Origin of the sequence: Roseobacter sp. (assembly GCF_045106495.1) — a bacterium.
Lineage (GTDB): Bacteria > Pseudomonadota > Alphaproteobacteria > Rhodobacterales > Rhodobacteraceae > Roseobacter.
Genome location: NZ_JBGCEQ010000026.1, coordinates 56,273 through 77,362, shown reverse-complemented (window position 1 = coordinate 77,362; position 21,090 = coordinate 56,273). Strand labels below are relative to the sequence as shown.

The window sequence follows — 21,090 nt, the reverse complement described above, 5'->3', positions numbered from 1 at the left end:
GAGATGTTCAATCACGTGTTTTTCGATGCCAACGCACAAGGATCAGGTACCTCGGATCCTTTGGGCGACTTGCCGGAATGGAATTTGGATGACCTCTACACCGGCGAGAATGCCGCTGAGCTCAAACGCGATCTGGATTGGCTCGAACAGGCCTGCGCCAGTTTTGCGACGGACTATGAAGGTAAACTGGCCGACCTCGACGCCGCGGATTTTCTCGATTGTGTTCTGCGCAACGAGAAAATCAATCAGATCGCCGGGCGTATCATGTCCTTTGCCGGGCTGCGTTACTACCAGCTGACCACTGACGCAGACCGGGCCAAATTCATGTCCGATCTGCAGGAAAAGATCACCAATTTCACTACGCCACTTGTGTTTTTCACGCTTGAGATCAATCGGTTGGATGATGGCCACCTGGATCAACTCTATGCCCGGAACGCAGGTCTTGCGCGATACAAACCGGTGTTTGATAAGGTCCGTGCCATGAAACCCTACCAGCTCAGCGACGAGATGGAGAAGTTTCTGCACGATCTGGGAGTCGTCGGAGATGCCTGGGAGCGTCTTTTTGACGAAACCATCGCGGGTCTTACTTTCGAAGTGGATGGGGAAACTCTCAGCATCGAAGGCACGCTGAACCTGTTAACCGACCCCGAGCGCGCCAAACGAGAAGCCGGGGCGCGTGAATTGGCCAGTGTATTTGGCAAGAACATCAAGACCTTTGCCCGCGTACACAACACGCAGGCAAAGGAAAAAGAAATCATGGACAGGTGGCGCGGTATGGAAACCGCGCAACTGGGGCGGCACCTGAGCAACCAGGTAGAGCCCGAAGTGGTCGAGGCCCTGCGCAATGCCGTGGTCGAGGCATACCCCAAACTCAGCCACCGTTATTATGAGCTGAAACGCAAGTGGCTCGGCCTCGACAAAATGCAGATCTGGGACCGGAATGCGCCTTTGCCGATGGAAGACACCCGCGTGGTCAATTGGGATCAGGCTGAAAAAATGGTCATGGATGCCTACAACGCCTTCGATCCACGCATGGGCGAAATCGCCGAGCCCTTTTTTAGCAAGGGCTGGATTGATGCGGCTGTGAAACCTGGCAAGGCACCGGGGGCTTTTGCCCATCCAACCGTAACCAACGTCCACCCCTACGTGATGTTGAACTACCTTGGAAAACCACGCGATGTCATGACTTTGGCGCATGAGTTGGGCCACGGGGTGCATCAGGTTCTGGCTGCGGAACAAGGGGAGATGCTTTCCTCCACACCCCTGACACTGGCGGAAACAGCAAGCGTTTTTGGTGAAATGCTTACATTCCGCAAAATGCTTGATGGCGCCGAAAACCCGGCTCAACGCAAAGTGATGTTGGCGGGCAAAGTCGAGGACATGATCAATACGGTGGTCCGCCAAATCGCGTTTTACGATTTTGAATGCAAACTTCATGCGGCGCGCCGGAACGGCGAATTGACGCCGGACGACATTAACGCTCTCTGGATGTCGGTGCAGGCCGAAAGCCTCGGGCCCGCCTTTGAATTCATGGACGGGTATGAAACCTTTTGGGCCTATATCCCGCATTTTGTGCACTCGCCATTCTATGTCTACGCCTATGCCTTTGGCGATGGTCTGGTGAACGCGCTCTATGCGGTCTATGCCGAGGGCGATACCGGGTTTGAGGACAAGTATTTCGAAATGCTCAAAGCCGGGGGCTCAAAACATCACAAGGAATTGCTCGCACCCTTTGGACTGGATGCGTCTGACCCGGCATTCTGGGACAAGGGCCTGTCGATGATCTCAGGCTTCATCGACGAATTGGAAGCGATGGAAGATTAGGGCTTAGCCCGGTCTACCCCCTGCTTCAAAAGTCATGTCCATCATCCGTTGCGTGCCTTGGCTGAATTCCAGCGGGCACGCATAGGGCGTGTTGCCTGCGACCGATGCGCCGAAAGCTTCCACCTGCAACACATAGTGATTCACGCCCGGGAATCGTTCCACGATCCGGATTTGGCCACCGGTCTCCAAACATATTTCCGCCTGATCGTGCACGGCGGCATTGAAAGGGCACGTCATGCGCAACACGCCCTCATCTCCATGGAAGACAACCTCTTGGCGGTTGAACAAGCGCATCGAAATCACTGCGGAATAGGTGAAACCAGGGAAAGTCGCGGCCATCTGGACGAAAGTATCCACACCGTTTTCATAGTCGATATGGGCAAAAGGCACCGATTGGGGTTCCTGTCCTGTCACATACCGTACGGACCCGAATGTATAGACACCAATGTCGGGCAATCCACCGCCACCGGCAGCGGATTGGTTTCGGATATTGGATTGATCAGTATTGAAATAGGAAAACACAGCGTCAACATGACGTAAATTGCCGATTGCGCCTTCTGACAGAAGCTTCTTTGCGCGTACGAACTGCGGGTGATGCACGATCATGAATGCCTCTGCCGCTAACAACCCGGATGCGTCGCGTGCCGCCATCAGTTGATCGAATTCGCTGGCTTGCATGGTCATCGGCTTTTCGCAAAGAACATGTTTGCCAGCCTTCAGTGCCTTCAGCGACCATTCGACATGCAGATGGTTGGGCAGAGGAATGTAAACTGCATTCACCGTTTCATCTGCCAAAAGCGCATCGTAGGTACTGTGGACATTCAATCCGGGCGCGAAAGCTTGAAATGGCGCGGCCTTGTTAAGGTCAGTCGTCGCCAGCGCAGCTAACTCAGCCCCTTTTGCCGCGTGGATTGCTGGGCCCATGAAATTGGCCGCAAAATTCGACGCACCTAATATGCCCCAACGCAATGGTTTCATTGAAATCACCTCCCATTTCTTGGCAGGTTAGCGCAATCAACGGCAGTTGCGAATAGCGGATGTCCCAAGAAAAAAATCCCCGTAAGACCGAAGCCTCCGGGGATTAACATTACAAAATTTAATTCAGGCAGATGCCAACATGCCTTTTTCTTTTGCGAGATCGCGCATTTTCTTTTGAAGCTTCTCGAATGCGCGCACTTCAATCTGTCGAATCCGCTCGCGGCTGACATTGTATTCAGCGCTCAAATCTTCGAGCGTGACGGATTTGTCGGACAGACGACGTTGCGTCAAAATATCTTTTTCACGCTCGTTCAGAACGTTCATGGCATCCGCGAGCAATTCGCGGCGTGTTTCCAACTCATTGCGCGCCTCGTAGTCACCAGCTTGGTCCGCATCTTCGTCCTCCAGCCAGTCCTGCCATTGCATGGTGCCTTCACCTTCAGAACCAACTGTGGCGTTCAGCGAAGCGTCACCGCCCGACATCCGCCGATTCATTGAGATAACTTCTGCTTCCGTCACTCCAAGATCTGTTGCAATGCGCGCCACATTGTCAGGGTGCAGGTCACCTTCTTCCAGTGCGCCGATTTTGTTCTTGGCTTTGCGCAGATTGAAGAAAAGTTTCTTCTGACCCGAAGTCGTGCCCAGCTTTACGAGGCTCCAAGACCGCAGGATGTATTCCTGGATTGAAGCACGAATCCACCACATTGCGTAGGTCGCCAGACGGAAACCTTTTTCAGGATCAAACCGTTTCACCGCCTGCATCAAACCGACGTTGGCTTCTGAAATCACCTCTGCCTGAGGCAAACCGTAACCCCGGTATCCCATGGCGATTTTTGCCGCCAATCGCAGGTGAGACGTCACCATTCGGTGCGCCGCAGCGGTGTCTTCTTTTTCGACCCATGCTTTTGCCAGCATGTACTCCTCTTCGGGTTCCAAAAGAGGGAATTTACGAATTTCTTGCATGTAGCGGTTCAATCCGCCTTCCGGTGTAGGGGCCGGTAAATTTGCATAATTAGCCATGTGCGCCTCCCAATGTTTAAGGGCTTAACATCGATATGGGCACTAAACTGATCGGTTCAAGTCTGTGCCTGGAAAAAGTTAAGGGAATTACTACAAGTTTAGGATTAACGAATGCTTGACGGTGTGAGCTAGCGTTAACCTCTCATATGTCAGTGCATTCACGCAGGCTTGCAATTTATGTCAGCCCGCGCAGCAGTTCCAGCATTCCGCTCATATCCTTGGGAAGCGGCGCCTCAAAACGCATTTTTTCTTTGGTTATTGGGTGATCAAAACCCAGGACAGCCGCATGCAAGGCTTGGCGCGGGAAAGTGCGCACGGCATCCGATGTATTTTCTGGCAGCGCCTTGGCGGCTAATTTGCGTTTGCCACCATAGGTGGAGTCTCCAACCAGCCCATGACCAGCATGGCTCAGATGAACGCGGATTTGATGCGTCCTACCGGTTTCGAGCCAGCATTCGAGAAGCGCGATCACTTGGGGTGATCCGAAACGCTCAACCGTTCGCGCTCGCGTTACGGCGTGACGCCCGCCATGAAACAACACTGCTTGGCGTTGGCGGTCGGTCTTGTGGCGCGCCAACTGTGTTGTAATTTTCAAGATGTTACCGGCTTCAAAACTTGCACCTTTGACACCGCGCAATCGCGGATCGTTCGCATCCGGGACTCCGTAGACCAGCGCCCGATAATAGCGCTCCACCGAATGCGCTTCGAATTGCGCTGCCAATCCGTGATGCGCAGCATCCGATTTGGCAACGACCAAAAGGCCAGAGGTCTCCTTATCGATCCGGTGAACAATACCGGGCCTTTTCATGCCGCCGACACCGGACAAATCGTTGCCACAATGCGCTAGCAACGCATTGACCAGTGTACCAGAAGGCGTACCGGGCGCCGGATGAACAACCATGCCAGCAGGTTTGTTGAGAACAATCAGGTCATGGTCTTCAAAAATTACATTCAGAGGGATCTGCTCGGGCAAAATGTGGCTGTCTTGTGCATCTTCCACTGTAATTGAAACCTGAGCGCCCGCTTGGACGCGCGATCTGGGGTCTCGAATGACGACGCCGCCCACAGAAACATGACCATTTTCAATCAATCGTCCCAATCGGGTACGCGACAGCGCAGCCTCCACTGGAACATCACGCGCGAGCGCCTTATCAAGGCGCGGCGGCGGTGCTTCGTCGATGCTGAATTGGATGTGGCGAAGTGACATGAAAGATCCGGATGTAAGACCTGAAGAAGACGGTGTTGAACCCGCAAATCTGCGGTTTCTGAGACGGTTGGTGACAGTATTGACCGCGACGATGATTGGCGGAGTTCTACTGATCATCATCTTGATTGTCACCCGCTTCAACGACCAACCACCAACTTTGCCAACAGAGATCGAATTGCCGGACGGTGCAAAACCCATTTCTTTCACCCAAGGCCCCGATTGGTTTGCGATTGTCACGGATTCAGATGAAATCCTGATCTATGACAGGGTCACGGGTGGTTTGCGCCAACGCGTCGAAATCGAGTAAATTGTTCCTACCCATCTTTGGCGGCATTCCCTCGTCGGCTTGAACGCGGAACGTACCGACCGACAATCGAAGGAAACGATCGATTGATTTTTCCAAGGATGGATAAAAACAGACGGCCTCTTTCAGGCGACTGAAAATGGCAATGTGCGATGCTGTTGATACCTTTCAAGGAGTGGCTCTCGCAGGGACGCCACTTGGATTGCAGTGGCTTTGGTCTTATTCCTTCGCGATAAGATCGCATCGCGATTGGCAGGATCAACTGCGGCCTGCGCCATGCGCGCAGCTCCAAGGCAGGCAGAGATATCCCCTTGTTCGGGGATGTTGATCTCAGTGTCAAAAAGCGTCGCAATCAGCGACACCCAAAACACAGAACGCGTGCCGCCCCCAACCGCGGCGATGGTGTCTATCGGAACCTGGGCCGCTTTTTGCGCGGTGTAGGCTGCGTAGAATTGCATGGCCACGCCTTCAAGAATTGAATAGGCCATGTCCGATGCATCATGTCCGGCTGTCAAGCCGCCGATAAAGGCTTGGGCGTCGGGTCTGTTGTCAGGTGTGCGCACCCCCGTAATCGAGGGCCGCGACACCGGCAAATCTGCAATTCCTTTTGCTGCGCGGACTTCGGCCATCGCTGCCAGATCAGGCGCAGAAACGGATGTCAGTCGGCTCAGCCAGTCAAGCGACTGTGTGGCAGACATGACCACGCCCATCGACAAAAACAGGCCCGGCGCAGCATGCGGCGTAGTCAGAATAGCTTTCGCTGGCGCGGGGTGAAAAACGTCATCTGCAGCGCACAAAACGCCTGAAGTTCCAATGCTGAGCGCCGCGTTCCCAGATACTGCTGCTCCGACACCGAGCGCCGCCGCGTAGTTGTCCCCGCTGCCAGCGGCAATCAAGACCGTTTGGGGTGTCTTCCAACGTTGGCAAAGGTCGCGTTTCAACTGCCCGGCCACGTCACAAGACTGCAACAGTTGCGGCAGGCGGGCCCGGTCCCAGCCCGCGGCAGCTAGCAATTCATCGTCCCATTTTGATGAGGCACAATCCAAGAGCATCGTCCCGGATGCATCACTGTACTCTGTCGTTCTTTCGCCGGTTAGTTGCAGGGCGACATAGTCTTTGGGCAACATCAGCACATCCGCCGCGTCCAACGCCTCACGCATATGTTTTGCCAACCAAAGCAACTTGGGTGCACCAAGACCCGGGTCCGGGTGCCCGTTCGTGCGCCAACCAATATCCGGCACTTTCTCCAACAACTCGGCGCATTCCAAAATGGCGCGCTGATCGTTCCAAAGAATGCACGGCGTCGTGGGTCGGTTTGCCTTATCCAGCAGCACGGGCCCGAGCATATGACCCGATAGCGAGATTCCTTTAAGACGGGCCATCTTGTCCGGATGGGATGTGGCCAGTTCGTCAAAGATGTCCTGACTGAGGGCCCACCATTGATCGGGGTCCTGCTGGCTCCACCCGACTTGGGGAATATCAACCGGTGAAGGTCGTGCCGCTGAGGCAAGGCACAGGCCATCCTCATTGACCAGCGCAATCTTGATCCCCGACGTGCCCAGATCAATGCCGGCGAAGATCATGGCGATACCGCTATCAGACCGCGCGCGGTGTGCTCGTCCGTCACAAGGTGATCAACGCAGCCGCGCAACAATATTGCGCGCATGATCGGCACTTTTTGCACACCACCCGCGGCGACGATCACGTTTGCCAGATCGTCCAAGTCGGTCAACTTGATCCCAAGAACGCGTTCGTTGACTTCATGGTCGATAAGACCGCCGTCAGCGCGCAGAAAATAACCCATTATATCCCCGACAGCCCCGACGCTCTCCAGTTCGGTGGGCTCAATATCCTGCGGCAGACCATCAGCCAGCAAAAGCGAGTTTTTCATGTCCCCTGCCGCGAGAGCAAGGCCGTCCGCGGCACGAATTTTTTCGATAGAGCCTTTGAATTCTTGCTGCTGTTCCAGGATTTCGCGCGATGCCATGCTCGCGGCGTAGACAGGCGCAGTGAAATAGCTGTGCTGCGCATTGCAAAGATCCGCCAACCGCGTGGTGATCTCATAGCTGTTCACGTCCGACCCTTTGGTCAGTCCGCCCATCACCGATGTGATCTCAAGGTCTGGACGGTTCATCGGCTCCATGTACCGTGTTGCCATGTTCAAGGTATTGCCCCAAGACATGCCGAAGAGCTTAATCTCAGGGCGTTCCAGCAAACGGTTCAGAAACTGGCCCAAAGCCGCGCCGAGCACGGTGTATAGCTTAAAATCCTCACCGCCCACTGGTGCGACGGTCGCTGTATCCAATCCGAACCGATTGCGCAGCGTCTCTTCGAGTTCAATACAAGGCCCGAATGAAGAGTTTATTGTGACGCGAACGATACCCCGCTCCCTGGCCTCTGCAAGAGACTTGTTGACCCGGAGGCGTGTGACGCCGAACTGCTCCGCTGCCTGAGCTTGCGTCATGCCCTGCACCTCGCAGGCCCAGGCCAGCCGCACCAGAAGCTGCTCGTTTGCGTCGAGGATTTCGGTTTTTGACTGGCGCGACATTTACGGCGATCCTTATTTGACGGCTCCCATGGTCAAACCGCGCACAAGCTGCTTTGACGCCAACAAGGCAAAGATCAAGACCGGAATGACGATCAAGGTCGAAGTCGCCATAATCTTGCCATAAGGCAAGTTGTAGCCCTCCATGAAACTCACTGCCATGGCAGGAGCGGTCTTAGCTTCTGAACGGGTCAGGATCAGGCCGAACATCAATTCGTTCCACGAAAAGATGAACGCAAAGATTGACGACACAGCGACACCGGGCATCGCCAGGGGCAAGCAAATCTTGGTCATGATCGTAAACTGCGATGCCCCCTCAAGACGGGCTGCTTCATCAAGATCGTAAGGAATACCGCGAAATTGATCGGTCACGATCCAGATCACGATAGGTAAATTGAAAGTCAGATAAATCAGGATGAGCGTGATGTGCTTGTCGAGCATGCCAAGATTGCGCGCGATCAAAAAGAACGGCAAAGCCAGCACGATGGGCGAGACCATTCGGTTGGTGATGAACCAGAACCACAGATCTTTCTTGCCCCGAAACTCGAAACGCGCGAGGGCAAAGGCTGCAGGCACCCCCAATAGCACCGCCAGTAAAGTGGTGCAGACAGCGATCACCAACGAGTTGATCAATGTCCTCAGAACACCGTCCTCGAATAGAGCTTCGCGGTAGTTGTTGAGCGTTGGCTCGAAGATCCACGCTGGTGGGGATTGCAGGGCGACAATGTGGGTTTTCAGCGATGTGGTGACCATCCAGTAGAACGGAAACACGCAGATTAGCAGGATGAGGCTGAGCAGGACAATCTGCCCCCAGAGCGGTCTTTGCGCAGCGGTTGCCATCTCAGACCTCCTTGTAGAAGACGCGGATGTAGATCTGCGCCAGAACAATTGTGATGATCAACAAGATGATCGCTTGTGCGGAGGCCAATCCCTGGTCAAAGCCACGAAAACCGACACGTTGGATCATCAAAGATATGAACTCGGTTGACGCCCCCGGTCCGCCGCGTGTCAGTGTAAACACCATGTCGAAGAGTTTCAGTGTGTCCGCTGTGCGCAGGATCAACACCGCAACAAGTCCCGGCACAAGGAAAGGCAATTGCACGTACCGCAGTACCGTCCAACGGCTTTTCGTTTCCAACCGTGCGGCTTCTTCGACTTCATCGGGCACCATGGTCAAACCGGCCAAAAGAACGAGCGCAACAAAGGGTGTCCATTGCCACACATCCCAGAAGATGATCATGGCAAAAGCGTTAGAGCTGTCGCCGATCCAATTGATATTGGCGCCACCCATCAGTTGGTTTACGACGCCGAATTTCTGATTGAACATGACCTGGCCAAGCAGGCCAACCACAGCGTAAGTGGTCGCCATTGGTAAAACGAGGCTCAAGCGGGCCATTGTTTTGAGCACGGTGAGACCGGGTTGATGCAGCACCAGTGCGATCACCATCCCAAGTCCGATCTGAAGTGGAAGAGCGGTACCGAGCAGGAAGAATGTCCGCCCCATGGCTTGCCAGAACACCTCATCCGTGAGGACATCCCAATAGTTCTCGAGGCCGATGAACTTGACCTTCTTGAGCTTGGTCAGGTTGAAGAAGTGCAACGAGGTCCAGGCGGCATAAAGCAACGGTACGATGCCAATGGCTGCAAGTGCCACGACGGCGGGCCCGATGAATGCGAAGATTGTGCGTCGCGAGACCTTGTCGCGCATGAGGGGTCCTTCCGGCCTGACCTGGAATGCCCGAGGCCGCTCATCACGGCCCCGGACAGTGTAAACAGCTCTCGCTTATTGAGCGAGCGGTTTTTCACCCGAATAGTAGCCTGCTTCTTCCAGAACAGCTTCCATTCGATCTCCAATTTCAGTGGCACCTTCTTCTGTTGTGACTTCTCCCAACATCATCTTGGTGCCCCACTCTTGAACGATCTCGGTGATTTCAGGCCATTCCGCAAAGCGCGGTCGGAATTCCGGGACACCGTCCTGCCAACTTTCGACCAGGGCAGGCACGAATTTGAACTCTTCCAAACCGGCTTCCTGATAGACCGACTGACGTGCCGGTACACCACCGCGCTCAAGGTACTCACGCGCATTTGCTTTCGACGTGGCCCATTGAATGAACAGATAAGCGGCGGCCTGCTCTGCCTCGTCCGCTTGGCTTGCAACCGCCATGGAGAACCCACCAAGCGCCGGTTTGCGGCCTGCAGGACCGGTCGGCTCGGGTGCAATCTCGACGCAATCTGCTATCGCGGATGTTTCAGGAGAGACGACAGTGGAGTAAAATGCGGACCACTCGGTAATCATCGCTATATCGCCTTGGGCAAAGCCGTTCACGGTTTCGGCATGGTCGTAGGCAACGATTCCGTCGGGCATGTATTGCATCAAATCCTGACGGAACTTCAGACCTGCCTGGCTTTCATCACTCAACAGGTTTGATTTGAAGTCAGAGTCAAGAAAGGAGCCACCAAACGGCCAGATCACCCGCGCAAAACTGTCGGCGGATTGCGTCTCGTTGCGCTTGGATTGCAATGCATAAGCATATTTTCCGTCTTTCGTCAGCGCCGGGCCGTAGACGTCTTTCAAATCCGCCCATGTCTCGGGCGGCCCATCAAAACCGGCATCTTTGAGCATGCAGCTATTGTAAAACAATAGACCCGAGTAGTTATCAACCGGCAGCCCATAAACCGTATCGTTCCATCCCCCAAAGGCATTCAGAACCAGCGGGAAGAAGTCATCAATATCGAGGTCGGGGTCAACCGCGTCAGGGAATTTTGACTGTACGTCGGCCAGTGGCACGATCCATTCATTCTCGGCGAAGTTGCCGATCCAAACCAAGTCGATCAGGGCGATATCGAGATCCCCTCCCGCAACAAAGTCGCGGACCTGTTCGCCCAATGCATTCTCATACGGATGCTTGATGATGTTGATCTTGATGCCGGTTTCCTCCTCGAACGCCGGCAGCATGGCTTCGATCGCTTCGTAGCCCGGGCGTAGCAAAAACACCACGTCCACGGTGGTTCCCGCATAGGGTGCTGCCGCATCCTTTAGGCTCCATCCGTGGCCGTCAGCCAATGCCCCCGTCGCAAGCGTCGCAGCCAACGCCGTTGATGTCATAAGTGTCTTCAATTTCATGGTGACCTCCCTGTTCAGAAATGGTTGACATACTTTTGGTTCATCCTGCATACAATTGTAAATCCTTGGTGTATGTCAAACAGAAAGTGACGCAAGGTCGACTTGGGCCAAAGCAGGCCAAACAAAGGGAATGCAGAATTGGCCACTGTAGAGCTTTCGAAAATCAATAAGTATTACGGTAGCCTGCATGCTTTGAAGGACGTGTCTCTTTCAGTGGCAGACGGTGCGTTTGTTGTCTTTGTCGGTCCCTCAGGCTGTGGCAAATCAACCTTGCTGCGTACGATCGCGGGTCTCGAATCGGTCAGCGACGGCACAATCACAATTGACAGCAAGGATGTCACCGACATTGAACCCGCCGACCGCGATCTTTCCATGGTGTTTCAGTCATATGCGCTTTATCCGCACATGTCGGTCCGCGCGAATATGGAATTTGGCATGAAGGTCAACGGCATCGCGCCGGACGAACGCAAGGTTCGAATTAAGGAGGCTGCCCGCGTTCTGCAGCTATCTGAATTGCTCGATCGCAAGCCGGGGCAGCTGTCCGGCGGTCAACGTCAGCGAGTCGCGATAGGGCGCTCCATAGTGAAAAACCCCAAGGTTTTCCTTTTTGACGAACCGCTCTCCAATCTCGATGCGAAATTACGGGTGCAAATGCGCATTGAACTTGAGGCGTTGCACAAGGAGCTTGACGCAACCATGATCTACGTGACCCATGATCAGGTTGAAGCCATGACCATGGCAGACCAGATTGTGGTGCTGAACGCGGGCCAGATCGAGCAGGTTGGCTCGCCCATGGATCTTTATCACACACCAGCTTCGGAATTTGTTGCAGGTTTCATTGGATCCCCTGCAATGAACATTTTGACAATTGGCCAGGATCTGGGGACGGCCATCAGCCCCCCCACAAAGGCGATCAAGATTGGTATACGGCCGGAACATGTTCAACTCGGCGATACGGGCATCGCCGGCACCATCCGGGTAAAGGAAAAACTCGGGAGCGAAAGCTATCTTTACGTGATGACCCGGAACGACACCCAGATCGTTGTCAAGACCGATGGCGAGGATAAGTTGAACGCAGGAGACTCTGTTCACCTGACCTTCCGCGAAAACAGATTGCACCACTTTGACGCCCAAGGACGGACGCTCACATGAGGACAGGCGGATGACACTGTGGACGTCCCAGATGGATGGTTTGATTGCGCCCGCTGTCGCACGTTCTGAAGTGACGGATGAGGTAATCATAGGCTCGGGGACATTGGACCAGTCCGGCCTACTCGTCCAAAGAATGACCTCTATGCCACGTGTGCTGGTGTGTGCAGACGAGGCGGGATTTACGGCGGCGGGCCGTCCGGTTGTCGACGCGCTTGAGGCCGCTGGCTTCGCTGTTCGAACGCATATCTTACCGATCGAGCCATTGCCTAAAGCTTCCGTGGAAGAAGCAGAGCCATTTCGAGCCGCGTTGGCAGAAGACCAGAACCTCTTTCCGGTTTCAGTCGGATCGGGTGTGATCAATGATCTTGCCAAATACGCTGCGTTTCGGACCAACCGCCGATATGTCACGATTGCAACCGCCGCTTCGATGGATGGCTATACCAGTGCCGGAGCGCCTTTGACCGAAAATGGGTTTAAGGTCACCATCCCGACACGCGCGCCGGTGGCCATGCTCGCAGATCTCGACGTCATTGCCGCAGCCCCAGCCGAAATGAACGCTTGGGGATACGGCGATCTGGCTGGCAAGGTACCAGCGGGCGGCGACTGGATGTTGTCAGATGCTCTCGGTATCGAGCCGATAGACGACATCGCATGGCCTTTGGTGCAGCATCATCTGACAGGTTGGTTGGCTGGGCCGGAGGGTATCCAATCCGGTGATCCGGACTGTATCGCACGCCTCTTTACAGGGCTGACCGCGGTCGGGTTTGCGATGGAAGCCCACGGCAGTTCGCGTCCCGCATCCGGTGCCGATCACCAGATCGCTCATATGTGGGAGATGGAAGGTCACAGTTATCAAGGCCAGAAAGTCAGCCATGGGGCAGCCGTCTCGGTCGGGTGCGTTGTGTCGTTGGCCCTGTTTGACTGGTTACTGGAACAAGACTTGGGCGCGATCAACATCCATGATGCTCTAAACCGGGCACCTGACCTTGCGACCCGAAACGCACAGCTCTGCAAAGCGATTGCGGACCCCAAAATCGCCGAGAAGGCGAAAGCGGAGTTGGCTGCAAAACACGCACTCCCCGAGGCTCATGCAGCCCGGTTAGAATCCTTGCGCGATGTCTGGCCGGTCTTACGGGAGAGACTGACAACTCGTCTCTATCGACATCGTGCGATGGCAGACATGCTGCATCGGGCCGGTGCGCCGGCCTATGCCTCTCAAATTGGCGTCTCGCCTGAGCATTTGCGCACCACCCTCTTCGCCGCAGCCTTCATTCGTCGTCGTTACACAATCTTTGATCTCTTGCATGATATTGGGCAAACCGAAACGGCATTCACAGCCGTGTTACCCGCGTTATCTCCTGACAAATTTGGAGCCAGTTCATGACTCTCAAGAACGCAGTGGCGAGTGCCATCGCTGAAGTCGGAGCCGTGTTGGAACGCGCCATCCCGCAGCAAGTCGAGGGCATGGCAGCCCCGATCCTGGCTGCCAAACGCATCGCCTTGTATGGTGTTGGGCGCGAGGGCTTGATGATGAAATCCCTGTGTATGCGCCTGTTTCACCTAGGGTTGGACGCGCATGTCGTGGGCGATATGACCACGCCGCCTGTCGGACAAGGCGACTTGCTGATTGTCAGCGCCGGTCCGGGCCAGTTTTCCACTGTCGATGGGCTGATCGGCGTCGCCTCAGCCGCGGGCGCATCGACGATGTGCGTGACGGCAAAACCAGACGGCACCGCGCCCGAAAGCGTCGATCACGTCGTGTATCTGGAGGCGCAGACAATGGCGAACGACCAAGGTGCCGCTCAATCCGTGTTGCCCATGGGGTCGCTCTTTGAAGCTGCGCAATTCCTGTTTTTTGAGATGGTCGTGTTGCATCTGCGGGAAACGATGGGCCTGAGCCCGGATGCAATGCGTGCCAACCATACGAATTTGGAGTAAGAGATGACGTGGCAGGACCGGTTTTCGATTACGGAAAAGGTTGCATTGGTGACTGGAGCCTCTTCGGGCATAGGCGCCGAGATCGTACGGGTCTTTTCGCAAGCGGGCGCACAAGTCATTGCAACCGGACAATCCCAAAAACGGCTGGACGCGCTCTCCGACGAGACCGGTTGCGCTGCAATCCCGGCCGATATCTCTACGCTGGAAGGGTGCGACGAGCTGGTCGCAGAAGCCAATTCCATACATGGCCGAGTTGATATTTTGGTAAACTCGGCTGGCGTTGCACTTGTTGGCTCCGTCCTCGATTTCGATCCGGCGGATTGGGACCGCACAATGGCCATTAACCTGCGCGCGCCCTTTCTTTTGGCCAAGGGATTTGCACCTGAAATGGTTGCCGCAAAAGCGGGGAAGATCATCAACATCTCATCCCAGACCGGGGTCATCGCGCTAGCGGACCATGCGGCCTATGCCGCGTCCAAAGGTGGGTTGAACGCACTGACTAAATCCTTGATGACGGAACTTGCCCCGCACAACATTCAAGTCAACGCGATCTGCCCTACAGTGGTCATGACAGATATGGGGCGTAAGATCTGGAGCCCACCTGAGAAGTCCGGTCCGATGATCGCGGCTACGCCTCTAGGCCGTTTTGGCGAGCCAGTCGAGATTGCCGATATGGCGCTCTACCTGGCGTCTCCTGCATCTGACTTGGTAAATGGGGCCCTGATGATGATCGAAGGTGGATATTCCAGCGTATGAGGAGATTTGGTGTGTATAACGGCCTTTGGACCAAGATCTGTGACGCCAAAGGAGTTTCGCGCGCTTTCGCAACCGCAAGACCATCCAACATCGGCAGCTTTGAGATTGCGCTGCTAGGTTCTGACTATGCAGAGCTCGGGCGCGAACGGTTGGAAAAAGCTGCGGCACCCGCCGCGTTCTCCACAGATTTGCCGCGCGAGATCTGGGCGTCATACAGTCTATTGAGCGCGATCGTGAACCCGAAACGCGTTATCCAGAAAACCGCAGGTCTGTGGGTGGAATCACGGGCCGGTGTCACATCTGTTGGTAAAGGAGAGCGACCTGGCCTCTCGCCCACCGAACAAAAGCTGGACAATGTGGCCATGGCCCTGGAGACGGCAACAAAATGCGCCGATAACAAAGGGCTCGCTCGTACCATGGGAAACCCTATCAACAAAGCATCTGGTTTCGGTGACGGGCTCTTTTTTTGGCGCCCAATGACTAATTGGCTGAATTTGGCCGTTGAACAAGCGTTGTCATTCTTGCACGGCAAAACCCAACAACACGGTTTTGTCTGAATGAGTTACAACAACACTTGGGGCACGCAAGACGCATTCGACCGGTACGAATCCATTCGTCACCGTATGCCGCAAGCGGTGTTTCCGACAGAGACCAGCGAGTGCTCAGGTCTGTTGGACATTGCGGACCAATTCGACGCCTTCCTGCTCGATAGCTTTGGCGTTCTGAACGTGGGAGAAACAGCTATTCCCGGTGCGGTTGCCTGCGTCCGTGAGCTGCGCATGCGCGGTAAACGCCTGATCGTTCTGACAAATGCCGCAAGTTATACACGGGAAACGGCGGTGCATCGCTATCGCACACTTGGCTTCGACTTTACGGCTGATGAGGTTGTTTCCAGCCGCGACGTTGCTGTGTCCCGACTGGATGCGGTTCTTCCTGAAGGTCGCTGGGGAGCAATCGCTGCACCAGAGGACCGGTTCACCGACATACCTGCGCGGGTCGAACATTGGTCCGGCCAAGACGTTGATGGTTTCCTCTTTCTGTCTAGTGCCGCGCTGAACCCGAAAATTCTAGCCTCTCTCGACGCCGCGATACAACATCGCCAACGACCGGTTGTGATTGCCAATCCTGACCTTGTTGCCCCCCGTGAGTCGGGGCTCAGTAAGGAACCTGGCTACTATGCTCATCATCTGGCTGATGCTCTAAATGTGATGCCCGTATTTTTTGGAAAACCCTTTGCCAACGCTTTCAATGACGCGAAACAATTACTACCGGGGATCCTCCCTCAGCGTATTGCGATGGTTGGCGATACGCTGCATACGGATATCCTGGGAGGAGCAGCTGCCGGTTTGAAGACTGTGTTCGTGAGAGATCACGGTCTCTTCGCAAATCATGGCACCGAGGCATTCATTAAGGGCTCCGGCATAGTTCCCGACTTTTCTTGTTCTGCCATTTGATAGTGATGCGCATAGCGGTATACGCGTCAGTTTCGCTCCCCTATGGGACGTGGGCGCTAAAGCCATGCGCTCTGTGCCACCTTCCAGACAACAGCTGTTGACGGAATGGCTTACGCATACCGCGGCTAAAAAAACCCCAAATCACGCGATGTCAGCAATCAGTCCCAGATGGGCGCCAAAAACTGGAAGGACCCAATATGGAACAAAATCCCCATTATGAATCGATGCGAGACCTGCACACCGATGCAATAAGGCTTGTGGGCCTTTTGACCACTCTGGTGTTCATGCACAAAGAAGCAAGCAGCAAAGACAGCCAGGCGCAGGGAGCCATTGTGGCCTTGGCAGACAAGGCTCTTGAAAAGGCGGACCGCTGTCTGAGGGCATTGACGTCATGAATAACGCCTGGATCGGAGGTGCAGCGTGAACCAGCACAGCACATTCGCCGAGCACCACTAGTTCTAAGGCGAAATCATTCCTACCCCCGCAACCTTACCTCAGGGTTAGCAGACTGAAAAATAACGACTTTCGTCTCACGGTCCCGTTCCAACCGCGTAGCGAGACTGTTGAGGTCGGCCAACATTTCTTGGCCTTGGACGTTTGCAGTTCCAAAGTCGAAGGACACAGTCGTAATGGCCTCTTCGACCTTGATGTCAAAGGTTTGAAAGTTCTCATATTTCATTTGGACAGCCCTTTCTTGTGTCCGGACAACGCATGTCGCCGGACGGGTTGGGGTTTCAGGTTTAGGTGTAGTGAGAAGCCCGAGACTAAATGTGCCTCTCTAGGTTCAGCTCAGTGATTTCAAAGCATCTTCGATGCCTTGCATCACCTGCGCCGAATGGGCCGCGTCCAATGCCGCCGCATGAGGCTGTGCGAACCGGCCGCTGTCATTGTCAAAATACTTGCCCGAAGCATCCGCGAAGGATGTGCCCAGGGTTGCCTCGCACAGAATATCCGCTCCGATTGAAAGGTCGTTGCCTGCGATGCCGTAGCCTTCTTTGACCATCTTTGAAGCGAGTAAGGATCCGGGATTGACGGCGACAACAACCGGCCCGTCTGCAAGTTCTTTTGATAATTCGCGGGTCCAGATCGTGATGGCGAGCTTGCTTTGTGCATATGCATCACTGTGTCCAAGTTGCTTGTCCCCACGCATCGCGACCAGATCAATCGGCGCTTGGGCGGCAGAAGACAGGTTCACAATCCGCCCGTCTTTCGGAATGATCGGCAATAGCGCACGGGTCAGCACATAGGGCGCGAAGGTGTTCACCATGAAGCGCGCGTCATAGCCGGCCTCGGTCTTGGCGTCCGCAATTTTTAGCACACCGGCATTGTTGATGAGCACATCAAGATGATCGTGTTTTTCGCGCACCTCGGCTGCAAAGTTTTGAATGTCGGCCATGCGCGATAGATCAGCGACAAACGTCTCGACATCACCGCCGACCTTGGCTGCTGCAGCTTCTAGTTTGGCTGCACCGCGTCCGTGAAGCAGGATTTTGTGTCCCGTCTGTGCAAGGTTTTGTGCTGTCAAAAGGCCGATGCCGTCAGTTGACCCGGTGATGAGGATTGTCTTGGTCATAGGAATCTCTTTTCATTACTTGTGTTTCGTGGACCTGATGGTGTCAGGCAAAGCGCACCAACGTGCGGCTTTCGATGCTTTTGCGCACGGCCGTGATGTTGGGGTCTTCAACCATATCCAACGCGGAATGGCCGACGGAGGGCCGTCCTTGATTGTCGAAGATATTGAAATACGCGACCTCATCCGGCGTCATCTTAGACATGTAAATCCACTGATGATCTGGGTTTGCCGCCAAGCCCATGATCTGACCTTTCCGGTCAGGGTAGATCAGATCGAGCAAAATCCAGTCTTCAGGTGCAACGCTTGATGGCAGGACAAATCCCAGTGGGGCCGAGTTGATCGGGGTCTCAATCGGCCGCCAGATGTTGATGAAGGCGTAGTGGCCCGTGCTCCATTTTGCCGCTTTGCCTGCACCCAAAATGTCGATCAGCCGTTGTTCTGCACCTTCCACACTGTAATCGCTGTGAACGTTCCGAGCGGGTTTGCGCACTGCTCCCGGGTCGTCAATACGAATGGTATGGTCAAAGACGATGACCTCCTGTGCATCGAGCTTGCGGGTTAGGAGTGCAGTAAGTTCTGCGTCATACACAGTTTGCCAATCGTTGCTCCTTTCCGCAAACACTACTTCTGTTGGGGCCAGCGCAAACGCGACCGCTTCGTCATGAAATGAATCATCAAAATGTAGCGTGCGTGCATCCCGTACTTGTACCTCTGTCGGGGCCAGTTCCGGCGCAATAAGGTTGCCAACAATGCCGCCGGCATCCAGCTCGAATGCCTGACGCTGGGGTTTGTGCACGTGGTAATTTACTGTCGCTTTCTTGGTCATCACAGTCTCCAATCTGTCTCAGCCTTTGACCTATACCTTCTCTCAGGTATATAAACGGGCAATAATGGAATTCAGTATTCCGGAAATCTATAAAATATGAACACGCAAAGCCTCCGCCTCTTTGTCCTTGCCACTGAAACGCTGAACATCAGCGCTGCAGGGCGTACCCTTGGCATGGCACCGGCTGTCGCAAGTGCGCGGCTGGCAAAACTCGAAAACCTGCTTGGTGCGGAACTCCTTCATCGATCGACGCGCAAAGTGTCGGTATCTTTGGAGGGACAAGACTTTCTACCCCATGCCCGAGAGATGATCGCTCAAGAGGAAGCCGCCCTAGCCGCTTTTGGCAAAGGCAAGGCTGAGGTTAGCGGTACACTGCGGTTTGCGGCACCCAGCACCTTTGCCCAAATGTACATTGCACCTCTTTTGCCGGCCTTCATGGATACCTATCCAGACCTCACCCTTGATCTGCACTTGTCGGATTCGCAGTTCGACTTGATTGAGGGCAGCTATGATTTAGCTCTGCGTAATTCTGTTTTGGCAGATAGCAGTCTGACAGCGCGTAAGTTGGCTGACGACACAAGGGTTTTATGTGCCGCTCCGGAATATTTGGAAAAATACGGTACACCAGCCAAGCCGTGTGATCTTTCGGCCCACCGTCTGGTTGCATTTCGGGACATTGAGCCACGAGAGTTGGTGTCTGCCGATGGGACCAGAGCCGCGTTTACTCCACGAGACGCAGTCCAACGGCTGATTGTGAACGACGGATTGACCCAAACGCGCGCAACGCTGCACGGCGCAGGCATCTCGATCAACTCGCTTTGGGCCGTGCACGGCGAATTGACAAAAGGGGCGCTCGTGCGGATTTTGCCTGAATACACGCTCACGGACAATCCAGCGCTCTGGCTGATTTACCCGAAAAGCAACGTCGTTTCAGCAAAAGTCCGCGTCTTCATGGACTACCTCATCCAGCATATCGGCAAATCAGCCGCTTGGGCGCAGTAATAACCGCCTAAACTCTCATTATATAGAAATTACGAATTCTGTTATCCAAATGTCACCGTTTGTATCGGTTTGGCATATCATTATCTATCAGGTCGAAAGTAACAGGCTTGAACACAGAAAAGTTGAAAACGACATGACACAAAATGCACTTGAGCTAACACGCGCTGTCAAGCGCCCTGCGCGCGTAGCAATGCTGCAAAGAGCCCCCGAAGTAGGTCAATTTTGGCATAGCAACCAAGAGCTTTTCCAAGAAGCATGGAAGGAATGGGAACAGTCAAATCCGTCTGCTTTGGACAAATCAGTCTATGACAGCCGCTTGCGTGCAACTGTCGAGAAGGCATGGAGCGACCCCGCAACTGAAGCGGCTGTCAAAGATTTGTGGGAAGAGGTCTTTCCTGGTGTCTATAAAACTCAGTTCTTTGACCCAGAACGCCTGTCCATCTTGCGTGGCTATATGGATAAAGTCTCGGAAGCGGGCATCCCGCTATGCCCCGTTCAACTTTTGACCCCATGGAACGTACTCATCCTGTATCGTCGCGTCTTCTGAGTAGTGAACGTTGGCAGCCCACTGTATGACCTTGCAGCCGTCCAAGTGACAATTAGGTAGGGTTGAAGCGTTGTTTCGGGTTGCAAGCGTTCATCACTGGTAGTTTGAGAAACAGTTCAAGCACCGTAATTTGTCCCCCATATGTTCCCAAAACAACATGGCGCGCTCGGCACTTTGCGCGTTTTTTGGCTAAACTGTTGATTTTAATGGTACCACCTCCCCGGCTTGAACGGGGGACCTCCTGATCCACAATCGGAATGGTACCTATATTTATCAATTAGTTAAGAGACGATGTCTCTATTTTGTCTCCCCTACGGCGGGTCGGAATCAGTGGTTTGCATGAGGATGCATGAACTGGTTAACCATCGCAAATTACAGACTTGGACGATGTGTCCCACCGACAGTTTCGTAGGCCTTCTCGCGGATAGCGTCGTTCAAGTATCGGCAAGTATCTTGCAAAGGTTCAAATGTGAGCATCCCAGGTTTGTAGCCAGTAACGATATACCTCGACTCGATCACCGCGTCTGTCTGACGCATAAAATCAATAACAGCTTCGTCGACGTCCCTAAGCACTAAACCAAAGCTCTTGGCTTTGTTAGTCGTTCGGCGAATTCGGTGGCTGTACTTCTTGGACAAGTCTTCAGCTGAAACACTATGCGCTCGAAGGTACGACTTCAGGTACAACTCTATCGCATGGTAGTACAAATAGTACACCGGCGCGCGCTTATGTGTTGCTTTTACTTTGATGCCTTCTAAAGCAATAGCTGAAGAAGCATACGAATGGGCATAGTTGAACAACCCTACTGCTGTTGTACGATCTTCGTCTTCAACGTCTGACAA

At 54.2% G+C, this 21,090-nt stretch carries 23 protein-coding genes; 11 read left to right on the top strand and 12 right to left on the bottom strand.

The window, feature by feature from the left end; translation table 11 throughout:
- Nucleotides 1-3: 3 nt before the first annotated feature.
- On the top strand, nt 4-1,824 hold the full coding sequence (locus AB8B75_RS16765; protein WP_405363955.1) for a M3 family oligoendopeptidase: 1,821 nt from the start codon (nt 4-6) through the stop codon (nt 1,822-1,824).
- A gap of 3 nt (nt 1,825-1,827) precedes the next feature.
- Here AB8B75_RS16765 and AB8B75_RS16760 read toward each other — a convergent pair whose 3' ends face one another.
- From AB8B75_RS16760 to AB8B75_RS16750, 3 genes are all read right to left on the bottom strand, one after another.
- Nucleotides 1,828-2,802, bottom strand: coding sequence for a Gfo/Idh/MocA family protein (locus AB8B75_RS16760; protein ID WP_405363954.1), 975 nt, complete (start codon nt 2,800-2,802; stop codon nt 1,828-1,830).
- Between the two features lie 123 nt (nt 2,803-2,925).
- Entirely contained in the window at nt 2,926-3,822 is an 897-nt protein-coding gene (gene rpoH / locus AB8B75_RS16755) for an RNA polymerase sigma factor RpoH (RefSeq protein WP_405363953.1), read from the bottom strand.
- Nucleotides 3,823-3,997: 175 nt separating this feature from the next.
- A complete protein-coding gene (locus AB8B75_RS16750) occupies nt 3,998-5,029 on the bottom strand; it encodes an RluA family pseudouridine synthase (RefSeq protein WP_405363952.1) in 1,032 nt (343 codons plus the stop codon).
- Between AB8B75_RS16750 and AB8B75_RS16745 the strand changes: the two genes are divergently transcribed.
- Entirely contained in the window at nt 5,028-5,336 is a 309-nt protein-coding gene (locus AB8B75_RS16745) for a DUF6476 family protein (protein ID WP_405363951.1), read from the top strand. The genes AB8B75_RS16750 and AB8B75_RS16745 overlap by 2 nt on opposite strands.
- A 122-nt stretch (nt 5,337-5,458) precedes the next feature.
- Here AB8B75_RS16745 and xylB read toward each other — a convergent pair whose 3' ends face one another.
- The 5 genes from xylB to AB8B75_RS16720 all read right to left on the bottom strand — a co-directional run bounded on the left by xylB (nt 5,459) and on the right by AB8B75_RS16720 (nt 11,002).
- A complete protein-coding gene (gene xylB, locus AB8B75_RS16740) occupies nt 5,459-6,916 on the bottom strand; it encodes a xylulokinase (RefSeq protein WP_405363950.1) in 1,458 nt (485 codons plus the stop codon).
- Nucleotides 6,913-7,881, bottom strand: coding sequence for a sugar-binding transcriptional regulator (locus AB8B75_RS16735; RefSeq protein ID WP_405363949.1), 969 nt, complete (start codon nt 7,879-7,881; stop codon nt 6,913-6,915). The genes xylB and AB8B75_RS16735 overlap by 4 nt, the downstream gene beginning before the upstream one ends.
- Nucleotides 7,882-7,893: 12 nt before the next feature.
- Nucleotides 7,894-8,718, bottom strand: a complete 825-nt coding sequence (locus AB8B75_RS16730) for a carbohydrate ABC transporter permease (RefSeq protein WP_405363948.1) — start codon at nt 8,716-8,718, stop codon at nt 7,894-7,896.
- Nucleotide 8,719: 1 nt separating this feature from the next.
- A complete protein-coding gene (locus AB8B75_RS16725; protein WP_405363947.1) occupies nt 8,720-9,586 on the bottom strand; it encodes a carbohydrate ABC transporter permease in 867 nt (288 codons plus the stop codon).
- Between the two features lie 75 nt (nt 9,587-9,661).
- A complete protein-coding gene (locus AB8B75_RS16720) occupies nt 9,662-11,002 on the bottom strand; it encodes an ABC transporter substrate-binding protein (RefSeq protein ID WP_405363946.1) in 1,341 nt (446 codons plus the stop codon).
- Nucleotides 11,003-11,140: 138 nt separating this feature from the next.
- On the opposite strand from AB8B75_RS16720, the gene AB8B75_RS16715 reads away from it, so the two are divergent.
- From AB8B75_RS16715 to AB8B75_RS16685, 7 genes are all read left to right on the top strand, one after another.
- The gene (locus tag AB8B75_RS16715) at nt 11,141-12,154 is read left to right on the top strand and encodes an ABC transporter ATP-binding protein (RefSeq protein ID WP_405363945.1); all 1,014 of its coding nucleotides are present in this window, start codon (nt 11,141-11,143) and stop codon (nt 12,152-12,154) included.
- Nucleotides 12,155-12,164: 10 nt separating this feature from the next.
- Nucleotides 12,165-13,538 (top strand): sn-glycerol-1-phosphate dehydrogenase, encoded by a 1,374-nt coding sequence (locus AB8B75_RS16710; RefSeq protein ID WP_405363944.1) that lies wholly within the window; start codon nt 12,165-12,167, stop codon nt 13,536-13,538.
- Nucleotides 13,535-14,092 (top strand): SIS domain-containing protein, encoded by a 558-nt coding sequence (locus AB8B75_RS16705; protein ID WP_405363943.1) that lies wholly within the window; start codon nt 13,535-13,537, stop codon nt 14,090-14,092. The genes AB8B75_RS16710 and AB8B75_RS16705 overlap by 4 nt, the downstream gene beginning before the upstream one ends.
- Nucleotides 14,093-14,095: 3 nt before the next feature.
- Nucleotides 14,096-14,848, top strand: a complete 753-nt coding sequence (locus tag AB8B75_RS16700; RefSeq protein ID WP_405363942.1) for an SDR family NAD(P)-dependent oxidoreductase — start codon at nt 14,096-14,098, stop codon at nt 14,846-14,848.
- Between the two features lie 11 nt (nt 14,849-14,859).
- Nucleotides 14,860-15,405, top strand: a complete 546-nt coding sequence (locus AB8B75_RS16695; RefSeq protein WP_405363941.1) for a hypothetical protein — start codon at nt 14,860-14,862, stop codon at nt 15,403-15,405.
- Nucleotides 15,406-16,302, top strand: coding sequence for an HAD-IIA family hydrolase (locus AB8B75_RS16690; protein WP_405363940.1), 897 nt, complete (start codon nt 15,406-15,408; stop codon nt 16,300-16,302). It begins immediately after the preceding gene.
- Nucleotides 16,303-16,499: 197 nt separating this feature from the next.
- Entirely contained in the window at nt 16,500-16,697 is a 198-nt protein-coding gene (locus AB8B75_RS16685) for a hypothetical protein (RefSeq protein ID WP_405363938.1), read from the top strand.
- A gap of 80 nt (nt 16,698-16,777) precedes the next feature.
- On the opposite strand, the gene AB8B75_RS16680 is transcribed toward AB8B75_RS16685, so the two are convergent.
- The 3 genes from AB8B75_RS16680 to AB8B75_RS16670 form a co-directional block, all read right to left on the bottom strand.
- Nucleotides 16,778-16,981 (bottom strand): hypothetical protein, encoded by a 204-nt coding sequence (locus AB8B75_RS16680; RefSeq protein WP_405363936.1) that lies wholly within the window; start codon nt 16,979-16,981, stop codon nt 16,778-16,780.
- A 105-nt stretch (nt 16,982-17,086) separates the two neighbouring features.
- A complete protein-coding gene (locus tag AB8B75_RS16675; protein ID WP_405363934.1) occupies nt 17,087-17,875 on the bottom strand; it encodes an SDR family NAD(P)-dependent oxidoreductase in 789 nt (262 codons plus the stop codon).
- Between the two features lie 43 nt (nt 17,876-17,918).
- Entirely contained in the window at nt 17,919-18,701 is a 783-nt protein-coding gene (locus tag AB8B75_RS16670; RefSeq protein ID WP_405363932.1) for a CmcJ/NvfI family oxidoreductase, read from the bottom strand.
- Nucleotides 18,702-18,797: 96 nt separating this feature from the next.
- Between AB8B75_RS16670 and AB8B75_RS16665 the strand changes: the two genes are divergently transcribed.
- Together AB8B75_RS16665 and AB8B75_RS16660 are read left to right on the top strand one after the other, a co-directional pair.
- The gene (locus AB8B75_RS16665) at nt 18,798-19,703 is read left to right on the top strand and encodes a LysR substrate-binding domain-containing protein (RefSeq protein WP_405363930.1); all 906 of its coding nucleotides are present in this window, start codon (nt 18,798-18,800) and stop codon (nt 19,701-19,703) included.
- A gap of 133 nt (nt 19,704-19,836) precedes the next feature.
- Nucleotides 19,837-20,250, top strand: a complete 414-nt coding sequence (locus AB8B75_RS16660) for a hypothetical protein (protein WP_405363928.1) — start codon at nt 19,837-19,839, stop codon at nt 20,248-20,250.
- Nucleotides 20,251-20,622: 372 nt separating this feature from the next.
- Here AB8B75_RS16660 and AB8B75_RS16655 read toward each other — a convergent pair whose 3' ends face one another.
- Nucleotides 20,623-21,090 carry a hypothetical protein gene (locus tag AB8B75_RS16655; RefSeq protein WP_405363926.1) on the bottom strand — a complete coding sequence of 156 codons (468 nt, stop codon included), beginning with the start codon at nt 21,088-21,090 and terminating at the stop codon, nt 20,623-20,625.

Excerpts from the sequence above, each read along its gene's own strand:
- AB8B75_RS16675 (WP_405363934.1), bottom strand. The coding sequence starts at position 17,875 with ATGACCAAGACAATCCTCATCACCGGGTCAACTGACGGCATCGGCCTT.
- AB8B75_RS16730 (WP_405363948.1), bottom strand. The coding sequence starts at position 8,718 with ATGGCAACCGCTGCGCAAAGACCGCTCTGGGGGCAGATTGTCCTGCTC.
- AB8B75_RS16710 (WP_405363944.1), top strand. The coding sequence starts at position 12,165 with ATGACACTGTGGACGTCCCAGATGGATGGTTTGATTGCGCCCGCTGTC.
- AB8B75_RS16735 (WP_405363949.1), bottom strand. The coding sequence starts at position 7,881 with ATGTCGCGCCAGTCAAAAACCGAAATCCTCGACGCAAACGAGCAGCTT.
- AB8B75_RS16665 (WP_405363930.1), top strand. The coding sequence starts at position 18,798 with ATGAACACGCAAAGCCTCCGCCTCTTTGTCCTTGCCACTGAAACGCTG.
- AB8B75_RS16690 (WP_405363940.1), top strand. The coding sequence starts at position 15,406 with ATGAGTTACAACAACACTTGGGGCACGCAAGACGCATTCGACCGGTAC.
- AB8B75_RS16765 (WP_405363955.1), top strand. The coding sequence starts at position 4 with ATGTTCAATCACGTGTTTTTCGATGCCAACGCACAAGGATCAGGTACC.
- AB8B75_RS16720 (WP_405363946.1), bottom strand. The coding sequence starts at position 11,002 with ATGAAATTGAAGACACTTATGACATCAACGGCGTTGGCTGCGACGCTT.
- AB8B75_RS16660 (WP_405363928.1), top strand. The coding sequence starts at position 19,837 with ATGACACAAAATGCACTTGAGCTAACACGCGCTGTCAAGCGCCCTGCG.
- xylB (WP_405363950.1), bottom strand. The coding sequence starts at position 6,916 with ATGATCTTCGCCGGCATTGATCTGGGCACGTCGGGGATCAAGATTGCG.
- AB8B75_RS16685 (WP_405363938.1), top strand. The coding sequence starts at position 16,500 with ATGGAACAAAATCCCCATTATGAATCGATGCGAGACCTGCACACCGAT.
- AB8B75_RS16760 (WP_405363954.1), bottom strand. The coding sequence starts at position 2,802 with ATGAAACCATTGCGTTGGGGCATATTAGGTGCGTCGAATTTTGCGGCC.
- AB8B75_RS16670 (WP_405363932.1), bottom strand. The coding sequence starts at position 18,701 with ATGACCAAGAAAGCGACAGTAAATTACCACGTGCACAAACCCCAGCGT.
- AB8B75_RS16700 (WP_405363942.1), top strand. The coding sequence starts at position 14,096 with ATGACGTGGCAGGACCGGTTTTCGATTACGGAAAAGGTTGCATTGGTG.
- AB8B75_RS16745 (WP_405363951.1), top strand. The coding sequence starts at position 5,028 with ATGAAAGATCCGGATGTAAGACCTGAAGAAGACGGTGTTGAACCCGCA.
- AB8B75_RS16705 (WP_405363943.1), top strand. The coding sequence starts at position 13,535 with ATGACTCTCAAGAACGCAGTGGCGAGTGCCATCGCTGAAGTCGGAGCC.
- AB8B75_RS16725 (WP_405363947.1), bottom strand. The coding sequence starts at position 9,586 with ATGCGCGACAAGGTCTCGCGACGCACAATCTTCGCATTCATCGGGCCC.
- rpoH (WP_405363953.1), bottom strand. The coding sequence starts at position 3,822 with ATGGCTAATTATGCAAATTTACCGGCCCCTACACCGGAAGGCGGATTG.
- AB8B75_RS16680 (WP_405363936.1), bottom strand. The coding sequence starts at position 16,981 with ATGAAATATGAGAACTTTCAAACCTTTGACATCAAGGTCGAAGAGGCC.
- AB8B75_RS16750 (WP_405363952.1), bottom strand. The coding sequence starts at position 5,029 with ATGTCACTTCGCCACATCCAATTCAGCATCGACGAAGCACCGCCGCCG.